This is a genomic window from Fuerstiella marisgermanici, assembly GCF_001983935.1.
GTDB lineage: Bacteria > Planctomycetota > Planctomycetia > Planctomycetales > Planctomycetaceae > Fuerstiella > Fuerstiella marisgermanici.
Window position 1 is genome coordinate 2098288 of the sequence record NZ_CP017641.1, and the last position, 15684, is coordinate 2113971.

A 15684-nucleotide genomic window follows, 5' to 3' on the forward strand; every position below is an offset into this window, starting at 1 on the left:
GCAGGGTGCGGCGACATTTCTTGAGCCCGTCGCACCTGCTTGCCGGCTGGGTGGTTTGCCGGTTCGTGCGAAGTCCGAGCCCTTCCGTTTTGATATCGCCAGACCGACAAGCCACGCTTTCGCAGTTACGAACCAGACCTGCGGTGGAATGCGTTGGCAGACGGGAAGATGTAGTTGGTCGAAGATTCCTGCGACATCTGGAACGCTCGACCGCGCTTGTGCGATTGGAAACCGTTCCATTCCTGCACGACCTCCGTCAAGTCGTCGAACTGCTGATTTGACGCGTTGCCCTGATCGTCCGAGCCGATAGCATCCTCGCCGTCAGCACCCTGCGACGTTGTATCCAGGATTTCGCCAGTGGCCCCGGCGAATGCATCGAATCCCTGAGCGTCCTCAGCGGCGATCCCGTTGGGGCCATCCTGAGGCGTCGGCGTCGGTTGCGGATTGGGCGAAGGCAACGGACCGGGCAGCGACTGCACCAGCAGCGCGGGCCGACTGTTCGCATCGGTCGCTTCAGACGACGCAAAGACGTATTCTGAGTACTCGCCACTTGTGACTACCAGCGCCAGGCCGTGGTTTGCCAGGCGACCGTCGAGCCATGCATTGACGGCGGCCGTCACATCGAACTTCGCCGTGCCGTCGGCTGGATCTGATCCGTCCAGCTTTAGCGTGGTGATCAGACCGTTCGCTCCGTTTCCAAAATCGAAGTCGGTGACTAGCTGGCCACCGCCTTCAGACTGCCATGTGGCTCCGCCGTCGGCCACAGACCAGTTGTCGCTGCCAGCTCCTTCCTGCCACGGGGCAGCAACCGCAAACACGGCAATTTCCATCGCGGAATCGCTATACAGGTGGGCGAGCTGCTGAAGCTGCAGCGTGGCCGCGTGAACGTTGTCACCGTTAAGTGATGACGTATCAAACTTCAGCAACGCAGTGCGCTGTCCTCCATCGGCGGAATAGAATGCGAGCGTTTCAGCTCCACCCAGATTGGCGGACGCGTTTTCCATGCTGGTCAGCATCGTGTCGGCAGTTGCCTCCAGACGCTCAACCGCGTCGCTGATCGGATTGGAAACATCATTGCCGCTATCATCGTTGCCTGATTCAGCCGCTTCGCCGAATTCGTTGGTAACGTCCGTCGGAGGCACATCGTTTGGATCGTCGTTCGGCGATTCTTCGATAACAACGTCATCCACCGGTAATTCAGTTTCGCCTTCGATTGAGCCGGACGAGCTTGAGTTTTCTTCGGGCGACGTAACAGCCGGCGTGGTTCCGCCAGTTGTCGGCGGTTCAGCCGGGGTAACGGGATCGGACGGCGTTGTTCCATCGGTCGGTGACTGTGGAGTATTTGCTTCAGGCGGTTCCGGATCGACTGTCGGCTCGACGGGATCGACTTCGACCACTGGTGGAGGCTCAACAGCCGGCGGCGGTTCCACCACAGGTGGCGGATCAACAACGGAGGGCGTTTCCACAACCGGTGGAGGTGCTGTCGGGCGTGACGGATCAGCCGACAGGATCAGCCGGTTGCCGGTCCCCGTGGTGACACTGACGTTTGTCAGCGTGAGTAGACCATCGGCGTCTACGGTGACCTGGCCCTGTTCCAGAATTGCGCCGCTTGAGTTATCAACATTTTGCCAACTGACAACATCACCGGGGTTTACGCGGAAGTTTTGGAAATTGCGTGGCGTGATGTCTGCCGTTTGAATGCTCGTCGTCGACCGGACACTAATTTCGTAGTGGTCCGCCGTATCCAACGCGCTGGTGTGAAACGGATTAGTCGGCGTCGCCCAGTCGATCGTCTGGTTGTAGTAATCCGTCCCGCCCTGAGTTGGCGTGGGAGTGCCGGAATCTGTGGCGTTCGAAATTGCCAGATGGCTGTCGTTGCCGCTGAAGTACCAGGCATTGAGATTGCCATTGGCATCGCTAAACAGCGTTTTCGGCAGAAAGTCGAAGCCCATCCATGTGTGGTCCCAGTCGCCACGTTGTTCGGCTGAATAGCCAACGTCCGCCGCGTCAACGGCCGCCATAAACGGCTGTCCCTGAGTTTCCCACGGGATCGCGGTGTCCGCTTTGCCATGCCCGAAGTTGAAGAACGACATTTCCAGACCGCGAAGCCGGACAATCTGTTCGCCGTGATCCATCCAGTCCCACACGCCGGTTGGATCAGAACCGCCAACTCCATACTGAGCGATCGGTCCCGCATATTTGCCGTTGTTGACGACCTGAAGGTTGGACTCTTGACTGCCCCAAAGCTGTACGAATTCATCCTGAAACGCGGCACTGGCTGCGTAGTCTGTCATACCTTCGCTGGCATAAATCGACGCGAAGACATCGCCGTACCGGATCCCCATCGCCAGAGCGGCCGACGCGCCCATCGAATGGCCGAAGGCGTTAATGCGAGATGTGTCGATCGTGATGGCGTCGTTGGCAATGACTTCATCGATCGCTTTCAACACGCGTTGTTCGGTGAAGTTTTCGATCGTTCCGCTGGTCGGAATTGGTCCGTCTGTATCGTAGTTATGATCGGCTGCGAAACCGTACCACCATGTATGCACGGTGCCTCTGTCGAGACCCGGGTCATCGACGAACAGCTGAATCACATCCCAGCCGAATTCTGATTCTGGAATTAGACGATGCCCTTCCGTGTATGCATGCATCTCAACTCGTAATTCATACCGCTGCGAAGGATCGTAGTTCTGCGGCAGAGCAACTGAGTAATCGTAGGCGTAGCCCTGGAAAGTCGGATTCCAGTCTTTGTAGTCCATAAACTGAGTGAACACGAGACTCTTGCCGCCGTTGAAAGACGACACCAGAATCGGCGACGTTTCCGCAACTGATTCCTGCACGGCGGCGGCCAGTTGATCGCCGGACGAACTCAAACTTTGTTCGTTGCCGTTCACCACCAGCGTGACGGCATAAAAGGCGTCGCCGCTTTCGCCATCCTGAGTCGTGTAGACAAACAGTCCAGTGTCGTCGCTAAGGGCCGAGCCGAGGTCCTCGATCACAAAATTCTGCGGCGCACCGTTGCCGGCAAGTTGGTGAAACGAGGTGTCATCGTCCAGCGGGCCCCATCGTCCTGTCAGCAGCTCGGCCTGATCGATATTGTCTTCCGTGATGGCTTCGGTGTGCCGGTAGACGTGATATTCCTCGCCGGCCAGTGTCGTGTCTTCCTGCCAGGTGAGGAACGTTTGCCCGTCTTTGTGAACCGCTTCCAGATCGGTGACGCCCGCCGACATCAGGACCAGAGGTTCCAGGGTTTCGATGCTGCTGATTAGCCGGTCACTCTTGCGTGGAACTTGCATGCGGAAAACTCGTGATTTTAATGGAACGTTTTGTTCTCATAAAAATACACGGCTTCGCGTTTTTCTGGCGTCGTGCTGGCAAAAATCGACCGCGATCGGCCACTCTTTCGAGTCGCCTGACAGTTTTGAAGGCATGTTGCATTTTTGCAACATCGAAAGTTAGGACACTGGCAAGACTGACGGTCGGTAACGGTTTTGCAACGTCAACAGCGTTCCACGCTGACTTGCGGCCGCGGACATCGGTTTTTGTCCTACGTCGGCCGGTTCCCACGAGCCCAAACCGTCCACAACAAAATGCAAATTGCTCTAGTCCTTGTCGTAAACCATATCCTTGTTCACCGCCTCTCCGGCTTTCAGCAATGCCGGATTGATCACCACATGCTTAATGCGGTCTCGTTTCCATGTGTAGCTTAGATGCACCATTCCATCTTCCGTCTGAATCATTGCCGGATAGCTGAATTCAGCGCCCTCCTCGTTTTCCAGCAGTCCCGCCTTATGCCACGTTTGGCCATCGTCGGAAATCGCCAGGTTCAACAGACCACGACGGCCCCAGCCGGTTTTGCCGGAACCAAGATGGTTGTAAATCAGCAGATGTCGACCATCCTTAAGCGTGACCGCATCGATTCCGGAATTCGGATTCGGCAAATTGGTGGCCTCCATCTTCGACCACGTCTTTCCGCCATCTGTCGATGAACTTGTCGAAACGACGCCTTCTTTTGTGCGGCTTAGAGCTTCCAGTCGACCGTCGGCGTGTTGCAACAATGTCGGCTGGATGGCATTGAATTCGCTCGCCTGATTGATCGGCCCGACGCGCTTCCAAACGCCACTCGGCTCACCGTTGACCAGCGAAATCGATTCGAAGTGAACTCGCCAACCATCGTGCTCTGTCGACGAACCGCATAACAGGGTCTTCCCGTCTGGCATCAGAATCGGCTTACAACGCACCGGTCCGTCAATCGCTTCGGGCAGACGCCGCTGTTCAACAAACGTTCGGCCTCGGTCATAGCTGACCATTATTTCGCCCCACCACGAATGCGGCTTTGGACCCACCTTAAAAAACAGCAGTGTCGGTGCGTCGCCGGGGGGCTGATACAAAACGGGATTCCAACAGGGATAACGCAGCCCGTCGTGTTGCACGCCGTCTGCCACCTGCTGCGGTCTGGTCCAATTGGCACCGTCGTGGTAACTGGTCCAAATGCCAACGTCCGTCGTGCCTTCCTTGGTTCCGCCAAACCATGCGGTCACGAGCCCACGGCTTGTCTTGCAAATCGTTGACGCATGACATTCTTTGAAGGGCGCTTTGCTGAACACGAATTCTTCCATCACAAGTCCCGGAAAACGAGGCGCCGATGACTTCTTTGCCGGGCTTGCGGTCACCTGTTCATCTGAAAATGAAACGCAGTCAGCGTGAGCAATATGATAGATGCGGCCGTTTTCGCTACCGACCAACAGGTCTGGTTTGCCATCGCCGTTGAAGTCGCACACGGCAGGGCTTGACGTGTGACCGGCCACGTTGCGTTTCGCGAGGTTGCCGACCTGCTTCAGGACGATCTTGCCATCGCGATCCTCGCAGTTGCGGTACCACGTCGCGTTTTCAGAATTGACCAGAACGTCAAGGCGTCGATCGCCGTCCCAGTCCACGACCGCCAGTTTCATCCGACCGGAACTGCCACACGACTTGGCATTCAACTGCACTGGCTTGTTCTGTTCGTCGACGAAAATTCGTTCAGCTTTTCCGCCAGCCGATCGCAGTGTCAGATATCCCTGCTGATCCAATAGCACAAGGTCGAGCTTTTCGTCCGCATCAAAATCGATTGCGACCGGCGTCGTTCGCCATTGAGTCAACGATGAAGGTGATTCGGTTTGCCACCAATACCATTCCGGCGGCTGTTCTTTCTGGCCGGTGTCGAAGTCAGTATGGGTCAGAATACCGGAATCATTGGTCAACAGACCAAGTCGTGACAGGATCGAATTGTAGACGATGTCGCCGTCTCCATCGCCGTCCCAATCAGCGACAGACAACGTGGTGTAGCCCCACTTTGCTTCGCACGGCCCCTGAATCGAACCGCTCGACCCCGCCATCAAGCGAAACGGCTTAATGTTGCCTTCTGCATTTTTTTCGTTCAGCAGTTTCACCGCCGCCCACTTGGGCAGGCTGCCCTTGCCTTCGCCGAGGTTTTCGAACAAGCCAATGGAGCCGGCCGTGTTGCCGCACAGAATGTCTTCGTCGCCATCGTTGTCCCAGTCGTACGCAAATGGCGTCGCCAGAGCACCAAACTTCAGCGTGTCGGCTTCCTGCTGAAAGTACTGCGGCGCCTTGAACACTGGCTGCCGATTTCGCATTTGCCCCGTGTTTTCCACAAGTGCCACGCGACCGTCTTCGTCACCGACAATCAGGTCATAGTCGCCGTCGCCGTCCCAATCGAACGCCGTTGGCGTGATCATTTGAAGGTTCATCACCAGGGGATCGCCACTGATGTCGTTTAACTTTTGGCCGGTGGCGTATTGCGGCTGCGTCCGAGTTCCCTGGTTTTCGAAGTAGGTGAAACCGTCCAGAAATTCGCCACACAGCAGGTCGAGATCACCGTCGCCATCGAAGTCAGCAAAGTTGGGGCTGGGCCAGCCATACACGTCGATTTCGCCGCCACCCGCGTGAATCTTTTGTGGCGTTGCAGAATACTTCGGCGCGGCGTCGCTGCCATCGTTGGAGATCAGATAGACATAGCCGTGCAGCGGACCGTTGCGCCAGTTTCCGTTTTTGTCGAAGGCGTGATCCCAGACGTATTCGGTCCAGTCGCCCGTTCCAACGACAAGGTCGTGATCGCCGTCGCCATCGTAATCGACGTACCGCCACATATTTCCTCGTACTCGGTTTTCATGGACGTTGGATCGACCATAGATCTTTTGCGGCTTCGTGAAATCGAACTTGCCGGATTCGGAGTCTCTGGGAAATTCAAAGCCGGGCTTCAGAATCCGTGGTTGGCCATCAATTTCACTGATCTGATAGTTGTGACCAGCCGGCCCCACGTGCACGCCCGCTTTGAACACGGGCATTGTGTTTGAAGGATCCTGAGTCGGGTTTTCGAAGTAGTACACGCCCTGAGTTTGTTTGTCGGGACACGCAACCAGCAGGTCGACATCGCCGTCGTTGTCATAGTCGATCGGCATCGGCCATGCCCAAAGCCCGACTCCCAAATCCACCACCAAACCTGGGTTATTGTAAGGCAGCGGTTGAAGCTTGTGTTCCGCTTCGTCGGCAATCGCGGTGAAAGGAGCAACCAACACTGTCAACAACAGCAGCGACAATCTACTTGCGGGCATTTCCGAAAGTTCCGTAAGTTAAGGGCAGGTAAAACGAAGCGGGCATCGTAGCCAGTTTGCACAATGTGACCAACCGTGCCGCACAACAAGTCAGCGGTCACTTCACACGGCGTTGAATTTTTCTGCGGCCACGATTCATGTGCTGCAGAGCTTCCATTTCGGTGGCCTGTCCCGAGTCACCGCACTGCTGCATCCATTGTTCCAGCTTTGATCGCAGTTCGGCTTTGACGTCGGCAAATTGTCCGTCATCTGCGATGTTGTGAAGTTCCAGCGGGTCATTGACGACGTCATACAATTCCACTTCAGGTCGAAACTGGTAGCGTTTCACTTTTGCAGCGGCGTCTTCATTTCCGGTGTTCGCCAGCTTCTTCCAGCTTTGAAATTCCGGAGACGTGGTGCAGGCATTTTGAAACTTCACATCAGGCGTCAGGTTCCAAATGTATTTGAATTTCTCTGACCGTATGGAACGAATGCCGTAGTGATCTGAACCGGAATTGATGCCGCGAGTCGTCATGATTCCGAAGACGTGCGATTTGTGATCCTGTTGTCCGGCTAACACGGGCAGAAGGCTTTTTCCCTGCAACGCCGCATCCGGCTTGCCGCCTGCAACTTCCACAAAGGTTGGCAGCAGATCAACGTATTCAATCATCGCAGGATTCACCGACCCTGGTTTAATTCGGCCGGGCCAGCGAGCGATCAGAGCCGATTGCAGCCCGTTGTCGTAGCAAGTCCACTTCGCAAACGGCATCGAACTGCCCTGCTCACTGACCACAACCACCAGCGTGTTGTCGGCCAGTCGATGCTTTTCCAGCAGCTGCAACGCTTTACCCACCTGGCTGTCGTAGTAAGTGATTTCCGCCATATATCGCGACATGCCGTCGCGGGTTTCGGGAGTATCCACGAAGTGCGGTGGCAGCGTAATTTTCTCGGGCGGGTATCGCGATGGATCGCCTTGATTCCATGGCGTGTGAGGTTCGTTGGAACACAGCAGCAGGCAAAACGGTGTCTTCGATTTCGCACTGTCGCCCAGAAACGCATCAACTTTGTCGAATTGAGGGTTCTTCGGGCCCGGGATCTTTTCCCAGTCGAACACGCTGTTCGGCGCGACATGAGTTTTGCCGCTTTGAGCGACTCGGTAGCCCAGCTTCGACAGGTACTGCACGACGCTTTTCGTCCCGTCCGGCACAAACGTATGGTTGGGGTACGCTCCGCTGGTGACGGGATACAGCCCGGTGTAAATATTGTGCCGAGTTGGCGAGCACATTGGCGCCGATTGAAAGCACCGCGTGAAGCGCATGCCTTCCGTCGCCAGCTTGTCGATGTTCGGCGTATGCGCTTGGCCGCCATAACAACCGATGTCCCGGAACGTGCAGTCATCCGCGATCATAAAAAGGATGTTCGGCTTGTCGCTGGCGGAGCACGTCGCAGCAGAACACACCAGATGAAGGCAATGAAGGACGGCCGCTGCATTAAAGTGCCTCATTCGCCTCGCCCTCACTTATCGAATTCCCTGATTGAACGATCGATGATACCGAACGCCAACGAATTCGGAAGTGACGCACTACTGAGCCGTTGCGCCTGGCTCAGAACTCGTCAAGCCTCCACCGGTCGTCGGTAATGCCGGCCCCAGGTCGCGGCCGAGTTGTTCCAGGTGTCCGACCACGTCGTTAAACGGCACGTTCAGTCGTTCAACTTTGTCGGCCGAAACAATGCCGACCGTTCCAATCCACGTGTCCGGTGCACCCGGAAAGAAAACCACCACGGAGTTGTCCGGCGTTCTGCTGGATTCGAATGCGATCCGCTGACATTCCGGTGTTTGCACGAGCACAGGCGTCAGTGATGGCACATCTCGAGTTCCACCGATGTTGCCGGCCAGCAGGTCTTTGTAGATGGCATACTTCGGGAAGAATGTCGTCAGGTATTTCTCAACAAACTGCGCTGCCTTACGCCCAATGGCTCGGTGAGCCATCAGTCCGGCTGCAAAACAGGCCAGCAGCAAAGCCGCGACGGCGACAGCAAACAGCCCCGCGATTCCAGCAGCGGTGCTGACCGGAATCCATTCTTTGACGGGATCGTAGAGCACGACCACAAAGCTGTAGACATAGCCGAGCAGGCCGACCACGACCGCCAGCGGCAGAATAAACAGCACTCCCCCCAACGCCGTTGCGCGGAAGAAGCCTATGGAACGTTCAATGTGTTTTTTTACCATCGATCGCTTTCCGACAGCTAACAACTGCTGGCATTCGGACTATTTGTTGACTGTTGCTCGCCGTGCGTTCATTTCCGTCAGGCGTTGTTCGAGTTCCATGGCCATCCGCGCGGCGACGTCTGGGAAACGGTGACTTACGTCGTGTTGCTCGCCGGTATCCGTTGAAAGATCATACAACTCAAGGCGATTACCTTCGGCGAAGTTTATGATTTTGAAGTTCGAACGCCGCAAAGCCGATTGAGGTTTTGTTTTGCTCACCGCAAAATCGTTGATGCCAATTTCTTCAACCGCTTTTGAATACGTCGATTCCGGATGGTAGTACGGGAAATGCCAGAGGAGACTGCGATCCGGTGACCAGTTAAGATCGCCGAATGCCGGACGGATGCTGATACCGTCAACATTCGTCGCTTTGCCACCCGCAATGTCAACAAACGTCGGCAGAAGATCGTAGCCAATGACCGGCGTGTCGTTTGTTGTTGCGGGCGAGATTTGTCCGGGCCAGCGAATGATAAACGGGACTCGAATGCCGCCTTCGTACAGGTTCCATTTCGAACCTCGCAGCGGCGCATTGGCACAGTATTCCGGGTGCCCGCCATTGTCAGAAATGAACACGACCAGCGTGTCATTCATTAGCTGTGCGTCGTCGATGGCTTTCAGAACCGTGCCGACATGATGGTCGAGTGTTTCCACGAAGGCCGCGTATTCCAGTCGCTTTTTTCGGTTTGGCGAGTCGGCCGGAATTCGATCTTGATACTGCTCGACCAACCAACGACAACGATTCCTGACCGGCGTGTGAACATAAAACGACGACATCATCAGGAAGAACGGCTTGCGGTGCGAACTCCGGATAAAGTCGGCCGCGCGATTGACCATTGAATCTTCCGGAAACTGACCGTCCGGCAAATCCGATGGCGCGGGGTTCTTCTTCCATGCATACGGATGATCGCCAAAGTCTTCTTGAGCAACCTGAAAGCCCTGATTGGGCGGCCCGAACTGCGGATGCCACCCGAGATAGCGTTGGAAATGTTGGCTCACATGCCACTTGCCGAAGAAAGCCGTTTCATAGTTTAAGGTAGCCAGCCTTTCCGCGACTGTTATTTCCGCCAGCGGCAGGTTCAACGTATATGGCGGCGCGGCCAGCGGTTGAGGTGCATCTAGCTTTTGGGGACTCGCTTCCGCTTTTGTGACGAATTCAAACTGCAGCCGAGCAGGCGTGCGACCGGTCAAAATGCTGGCTCGCGCGGCGGAACAAATGGGCGCAGGTGAGTAGCCGTGTGTAAACCGCATGCCTTCCGATGCCAATCGGTCGATGTGTGGCGTGCGATGCCAGGGGTGGCCATAGCAGCCGACGTCTGACCAGCCAAGGTCATCCGCCAGAATCAACACAATGTTGGGTTGTGCTGCGTCGCTGGACGGGACCGTAAAGACAGTCAGAGCGATGGCGAAGCAGCAACATAATAACAGGACAGCGCCGGGGGCAGAAAGGTAACTCATAGTGGCCTTCGGTTCAGACGTTCATTCGAAAGCGAGATTGTTTTCGTCGCCAACGTTATTAGTCAGCGATGAAGCATCGCAGATTGAAGGCTGGCGTGATTACTCGTCCGGCCAACCTGGAAGTTCAAACTTCTTGACGGTGTTGGCCGTGTGCTCGCCGTAGTGCCGAATCATTTGCCGCAGCAATGCTTTCAACGTTGGCCAGCTGCTGCCTGGTGCTTTCTTGTTCAATTCGAGCCCATCTAACAAGTAGGCAAATCGGCGAGTGAAGTCGCTGACTCGCTGCATTTGTCGAGCTTCTTCTTTGCCGTCCCAGTCCGGATGAGCGAATTCATAATCTGGTGGCATCTGTTTGGGGTTCAGATCCATCACGGGAATGGCGGGGGCAATCGCGTGAAAGATCTGCGAAAAGAACAGCAACTGGCGCCCCATCATGTGCTCGCAATTCCAACGAGGCGTGTGAGTGCCATTGGCAGGTTTGAAGTTGAGCTGCTTTACTGACAACTTGCTGAAGACCTTCTGCGAATCACTGCACGATTTTTCCATGGCAGCGAACAGTTCGGTCAGCTCATCATTCATCTGCCACGGCTCCGTCGACAGCGTGACAACAATCGGCTTTGGCGTCTCGGCAAGTGTCGACGAAACGGCCAGCGTGTTGTGGTTAGTTTCGACGACCTTCGCCGTGGCACCGATTAGTTCTCGAAATTTTTCGAGTTTCAGCTCCACGTCATCAGTGACCGGGTTCAGCAAAACGACCTTTGGCTGAATTGCGGCGATGAACCCCGAAAGTTGGCTCTGCTGCAATTGCTTGCCATCAGAAACGGACAGGATCAGCACGTCGGCATCCTTCAGGGCTTCGCCTTTCAGACCTTTTGCTTGCTGCATGGCATCGACCGGCACGAATGCAATCAGCACACCGTCGACGGAGATCCTCAAGCAGGCAGCCGTTTGGCGAGGACCGACCGACTTTACTCGCAGTGCATTCTCACCAGGTTTCGCCTGCCTGCCATCCGCTGTGGGCTGCAACCGATCGGCTTCGGCTGCAGAGATCCAAAGGGCTTTGGCAGCGTTGGGCGGCCGGTACAGGACGTGGTCGAGGTCGTCACTCGTGGCCACGTGTTGATCGGCTGGGCGAGGCAGCCGTTCTTCGGTGTCTGCTGCAGCGTTGATCGCAAGCTGCAGCCCCCAATGCGTTTCGATGGAGACGGCTCCACCGGGCCAGCGGCGAAGTGCCAGAGGTTCGCCGTCTGACGCGTGCGTCGCGCCTGGCAAAACAATGGCGGCCAGCAACAGGCCGACAAGTGCACCAGATCGTTGACGCGGCAGAAACATGGCTGAACTCCGAATTCGGACCGTTGCGAAACAGGAAGTACTGCCCCGCAGCGTACACCGAATCCGCGTCAGATTACGGACTTTCTGTCGATAATAATCGCAGAGAATTCGAAATGACCAGCAGACTACTCGCGATCATCAACCCAGCCGCGATTGCCGGATTTAAAAGGCCACTCGCTGCAAGACACACGCCCACCGCATTGTATCCAAAGGCCCAGAACAGATTCTGTCGAATCACTTTTTGAGTCCGTCGAGCCAGATCGATGGCCCAGGGAATGCGAGTGAGGTCGTTGCTAAGTAGGCACAACTGAGCCGAATCTCGCGACACGTCGGCTCCACAACCCATGGCGATACCGACGTCGCTGGCCGCCAATGCCGGAGCATCGTTGATTCCGTCTCCCACCATGACCGTGTTGCCGTGCTCCCGACGCACTTCGGCCACTCGCAACACTTTCTGTTCGGGGTTCAGGCTGCAGGTGACGTTCAGTCCCGGCACATTGAGGTGTTCCGTTAAAAATCGCCCTTTCGAAGGTCGATCGCCGGACAGCACATGCAACGCTTCGGTTTGTTCGGCCAGCTTTGTCAACGCCGACCTGGCTTCCGGACGGACAGCTTCCGAAAGCAGAAAACCGACCGCAGGAATCCGATCGATCGACAGCAGCACGATTGACGCCGCCTGTTGGTCCGCCGCCATCCGCAACCGATCCAGTTGGATTCGGAGCGGTAAAGAAACACTCGCCTGGCACGCGACGCAGAGGTCTGGTACCGAACCGGCTGGCAGCATTTCGGCCCGATGCATACTGCAGCACGAAAATTCGACGCTCCCCAGCCTGACCAATCGTCCATCCGAAAGATTCGCCTCAACCCCGCCGCCCGGCACGGTCCGTAGAGAATGCAGGCTGCAATCGATAAACGGTCCGCCTAAATGGCCAGCTTTGGCCATAGATCCCGAATCGAACTTGCCGAGCAAACCTTCGATCTCGGCCATTTGCTGCACCTCGGCGACGCGACTGGACGGTACATGCACAGCCTGGCCGCGACTCAGAGCACAACCATTGGCTGCGGCTGCCAGGTAAGGGCAATTCAATAACTGTGTTGTACACGTGTTTGCGTTCGCCAAGGCAACGTCTGTTACAGGTTTCTCCAGCGGCCGCGTCGCTTCTGAATTCAGTTTACAAGATGCCTGGTCATCGCGAAGGCAATAGGCCGCGACGGCTCGCGAAAATGGATGTGTCGACGACGACGCAAGGTGTCCGGCAAGTTGCAACGCATCGTCGGGCGAACCGTCGCCGAAGAATGCTTTTTGGCTTACCTGTGGAGTACCAGTTGTGAGCGTGCCCGTTTTGTCCAGACAAACTGCTTTCACACCGGCCAGGCGTTCGACCGCTTCGCCGCTACGAAACAATACCTGATGCTTGATCGCAGTACTCAATGACGTCCAGACGGCCAGTGGAGTCGCCAGACCAAGAGCACACGGGCATGCGATCAACAGCACAGACATCATGGTCTGAATGGCGATTCCTGCGCCCGCCGACCAGTGCCACGCCAGTGTTGCCGCAGCGACAAGAGTTATCACAGGAAAGAACCACGAGGCGACTCGATCGGCCAACCGCTGGTAGTAGCCGCGAGCCGCTCTGGCTTCCTGCAACATTGCCAGCAACCGCCCGAAAGAACCTTCCCGAAATTTTGACGTAACTTGCACGTGCAGATCACCGTCCAGGTTCACGGTTCCCGCCAAAACCGAATTGCCCACCGATTTTTCAACCGGGATGCTCTCACCGGTAAAGACCTGCTCATCGACAGTCGTGCGGCCGCGTGTGATCGTGGCGTCCGTAGGAAAACGTTCCCCCGCCCGGATGCGCAGTATGTCGCCCAAAGCAACACTGGCCGCCGCAATGGATTCTTCACTCGAGTCTGTCCCACTATCCACATCCGGGGTTTGAGCGGTGATACGGTTGACTGTTTCTGGCAATAGCGTTAGCAGCTTATCCAGCGCTTCTGTCGCTTTTTGTTTTCCGGCGGCTTCGATCCACCGGCCCAGAGTGATCATGACCAGCACGGTGGCGCCGACTTCGAAATAAATCGTGCCGGATTCACGAACGACGTTGATCACCGAGGTCGCATAAGCGGCGAACACGGCGAGACCAATCAGAAGGTCCGTGGAATAAACGCGTTGCCGCCAACTGTCGATCGCGTTCTGCAATAAGGGAACCCCCAAGAGCAGCAGCACTGGCAAAGCGAACAGCATGCTAAGCCAGCGGAAGACCTCGAACAGCGTCAGTTGAAACGGGTCGGGCTCAACATCGTAGACGTCCAGCGACCACATGGTCATCGTGAACGCCATCAGATTCATCGTGAAGAAAATTGCCAGCCCGAGGCGAATGACCGTCCACCGGATGGCGCCCTCGTTCCCCTGCTCCTGCACCACAGCATGAGCGAATCGGCACCCATAGCAGCAGTAGGCGGGTGTATCGACTGTGCCGACTGGCAGACCACAGTACGTACATTGTCCTTTGGCCGACGGGGCAAGCGACGGACCATCAACCGCTTCAGCTGCGGCGGTGCTGGCCATGAATCAATGCCCTACGGAGGCGAAATCAGTTCGATCTGCATCGCGGGAAAGAAGTAAGTGATGATGTAGTAAACTGTAAAAATCCAGAAACCGATCCAGATGGTTCGGACATACCACGGTATCACGTTTCCTCGATAATGATGGAACGTGTGCTCTGTATCGGGGTCCGGCTGTTCAACGGTTTCACTGTTGGTGACTTCTATCATTGTTCCTTATCCAACATTTCTTCGTTCTCAAGCATCGTAAACTTGGGATGTTCGAGGTCGTTAAACATTCCGTTGATAGCGGACCACAGAAGCAGGAAGAAGAATCCTGCACTTGCCAGCAGGTAATTTACTACAGGCGTGATCGCAAACCCGCCATCGGCCTCACCCTGCGACAAATTGACGAGTTCCATGAACTTCATCACAAACCCGAGCATGCTGGGGATCAGGATGAGGACCGCAAATATGATTGTCACGACCCACGCCACCGTCGCGCCTCGGCGAGGGTAATGCTTTAACGGGACTTGCTTTTGCATAATCAATTTCCGTGGCTTGAACTTCTGAACGGGCACAAGTTCGATGGCTGGTTGGTGGCCAGCTTCCGAATAGCTTATGTGGTCAGTCGCTCAGGCATGCCAATTGCCGTTTGCTTTTTACTCGTAAAGATCACCTAACTGTATACCGATCGAAAGGCTGATTAGCTTAGCGATGCTTCGGCCCTGCTACTCGTCGTCGCCTTCGTCATCTTCCTCTGTGGGCTCTTCCTCTTCTTCCACCGGTTTCAGCCAATCCATTGCTTCCTGGTAATCTTCATAGTATGGATAGCTTTCCTGCCAGGATCCAAGCCATTGCACGTAAGTCATTATCGCCAACCCGCGTTCGTTGGGCTTGTCAGGCGAACCATCAAAAAACCACGGATATTCTGGCATCGGTGAATTCTGTGACAGCGTCTCCGGCTTGAAGAAGTGGACTGCATGCCAGTCATTGCTACGACGTCCGCCTTCGCGACTAAGGTCAGGGCCGACACGGCGAGTTCCAAACATCACTGGGCGGTTCAATTCGTTTTGATATTCCCACGACCGTGCCACCGGGCCCCAACGTTCTTCTTCATTCGACACGGGGCGAACAAACTGACTGTGACAATGCCAGCAGCCTTCGCCGACGTAAAGCTTGTGGCCGTAACGCAAGGCTTCAGCACACTTCTCGTTCCACCACTCATCGTGTTCGGCTTCGCCACCGGGAGGTTCACCGTAGGCAGCGTTGAACGATTCGGGATATCGACGTGCCATGTCTTCGAACTGATAGCGAAGGTTGCTGTTGATCAGTTCGGGTACGGTTTGTTCCTTCAGGTCGTCATACATCAGCGCTGGCACCAGCGCATTTGATACGAAGGATAGAAGGAAGAAGCCGATCCCAGCGATGTACAGGACGCCTGCTTTGCTTTCGAACATGGTGGCAAGAGTTTCGAGTTTTGGG

At 55.8% G+C, this 15684-nt stretch carries 10 protein-coding genes; all 10 read right to left on the minus strand.

The annotated features are described in order from the left end of the window. Positions 1-125: 125 nt before the first annotated feature. Positions 126-3296, minus strand: a complete 3171-nt coding sequence (locus Fuma_RS07970; protein ID WP_077023656.1) for a DNRLRE domain-containing protein — start codon at positions 3294-3296, stop codon at positions 126-128. A gap of 306 nt (positions 3297-3602) precedes the next feature. Beyond that, complete coding sequence (locus tag Fuma_RS07975) at positions 3603-6617, minus strand: exo-alpha-sialidase (protein WP_077023657.1); 3015 nt, start codon at positions 6615-6617, stop codon at positions 3603-3605. 97 nt (positions 6618-6714) lie between these two features. Continuing rightward, positions 6715-8100 carry a sulfatase family protein gene (locus tag Fuma_RS07980; protein WP_077023658.1) on the minus strand — a complete coding sequence of 462 codons (1386 nt, stop codon included), beginning with the start codon at positions 8098-8100 and terminating at the stop codon, positions 6715-6717. Between the two features lie 78 nt (positions 8101-8178). Next, on the minus strand, positions 8179-8826 hold the full coding sequence (locus Fuma_RS07985; protein ID WP_077023659.1) for a DUF502 domain-containing protein: 648 nt from the start codon (positions 8824-8826) through the stop codon (positions 8179-8181). Positions 8827-8865: 39 nt separating this feature from the next. Next, positions 8866-10320, minus strand: a complete 1455-nt coding sequence (locus tag Fuma_RS07990; RefSeq protein ID WP_077023660.1) for a sulfatase — start codon at positions 10318-10320, stop codon at positions 8866-8868. A 99-nt stretch (positions 10321-10419) separates the two neighbouring features. Beyond that, positions 10420-11652 (minus strand): DinB family protein, encoded by a 1233-nt coding sequence (locus Fuma_RS07995; protein WP_083731889.1) that lies wholly within the window; start codon positions 11650-11652, stop codon positions 10420-10422. Between the two features lie 73 nt (positions 11653-11725). Further along, positions 11726-14224 (minus strand): heavy metal translocating P-type ATPase, encoded by a 2499-nt coding sequence (locus Fuma_RS08000; RefSeq protein WP_077023661.1) that lies wholly within the window; start codon positions 14222-14224, stop codon positions 11726-11728. Positions 14225-14235: 11 nt separating this feature from the next. Further along, complete coding sequence (locus tag Fuma_RS08005) at positions 14236-14430, minus strand: hypothetical protein (RefSeq protein ID WP_077023662.1); 195 nt, start codon at positions 14428-14430, stop codon at positions 14236-14238. Next, the gene (locus tag Fuma_RS08010; protein ID WP_077023663.1) at positions 14427-14744 is read right to left on the minus strand and encodes a hypothetical protein; all 318 of its coding nucleotides are present in this window, start codon (positions 14742-14744) and stop codon (positions 14427-14429) included. The genes Fuma_RS08005 and Fuma_RS08010 overlap by 4 nt, the downstream gene beginning before the upstream one ends. Positions 14745-14930: 186 nt before the next feature. Beyond that, positions 14931-15659, minus strand: a complete 729-nt coding sequence (locus Fuma_RS08015; RefSeq protein WP_083731890.1) for a cbb3-type cytochrome c oxidase subunit II — start codon at positions 15657-15659, stop codon at positions 14931-14933. Between the last annotated feature and the right edge of the window lie 25 nt (positions 15660-15684).

Coding starts and splice junctions, on each gene's coding strand:
- Fuma_RS07970 (WP_077023656.1), bottom strand. CDS start 3,296: ATGCAAGTTCCACGCAAGAGTGACCGGCTAATCAGCAGCATCGAAACC.
- Fuma_RS07975 (WP_077023657.1), bottom strand. CDS start 6,617: ATGCCCGCAAGTAGATTGTCGCTGCTGTTGTTGACAGTGTTGGTTGCT.
- Fuma_RS07980 (WP_077023658.1), bottom strand. CDS start 8,100: ATGAGGCACTTTAATGCAGCGGCCGTCCTTCATTGCCTTCATCTGGTG.
- Fuma_RS07985 (WP_077023659.1), bottom strand. CDS start 8,826: ATGGTAAAAAAACACATTGAACGTTCCATAGGCTTCTTCCGCGCAACG.
- Fuma_RS07990 (WP_077023660.1), bottom strand. CDS start 10,320: ATGAGTTACCTTTCTGCCCCCGGCGCTGTCCTGTTATTATGTTGCTGC.
- Fuma_RS07995 (WP_083731889.1), bottom strand. CDS start 11,652: ATGTTTCTGCCGCGTCAACGATCTGGTGCACTTGTCGGCCTGTTGCTG.
- Fuma_RS08000 (WP_077023661.1), bottom strand. CDS start 14,224: ATGGCCAGCACCGCCGCAGCTGAAGCGGTTGATGGTCCGTCGCTTGCC.
- Fuma_RS08005 (WP_077023662.1), bottom strand. CDS start 14,430: ATGATAGAAGTCACCAACAGTGAAACCGTTGAACAGCCGGACCCCGAT.
- Fuma_RS08010 (WP_077023663.1), bottom strand. CDS start 14,744: ATGCAAAAGCAAGTCCCGTTAAAGCATTACCCTCGCCGAGGCGCGACG.
- Fuma_RS08015 (WP_083731890.1), bottom strand. CDS start 15,659: ATGTTCGAAAGCAAAGCAGGCGTCCTGTACATCGCTGGGATCGGCTTC.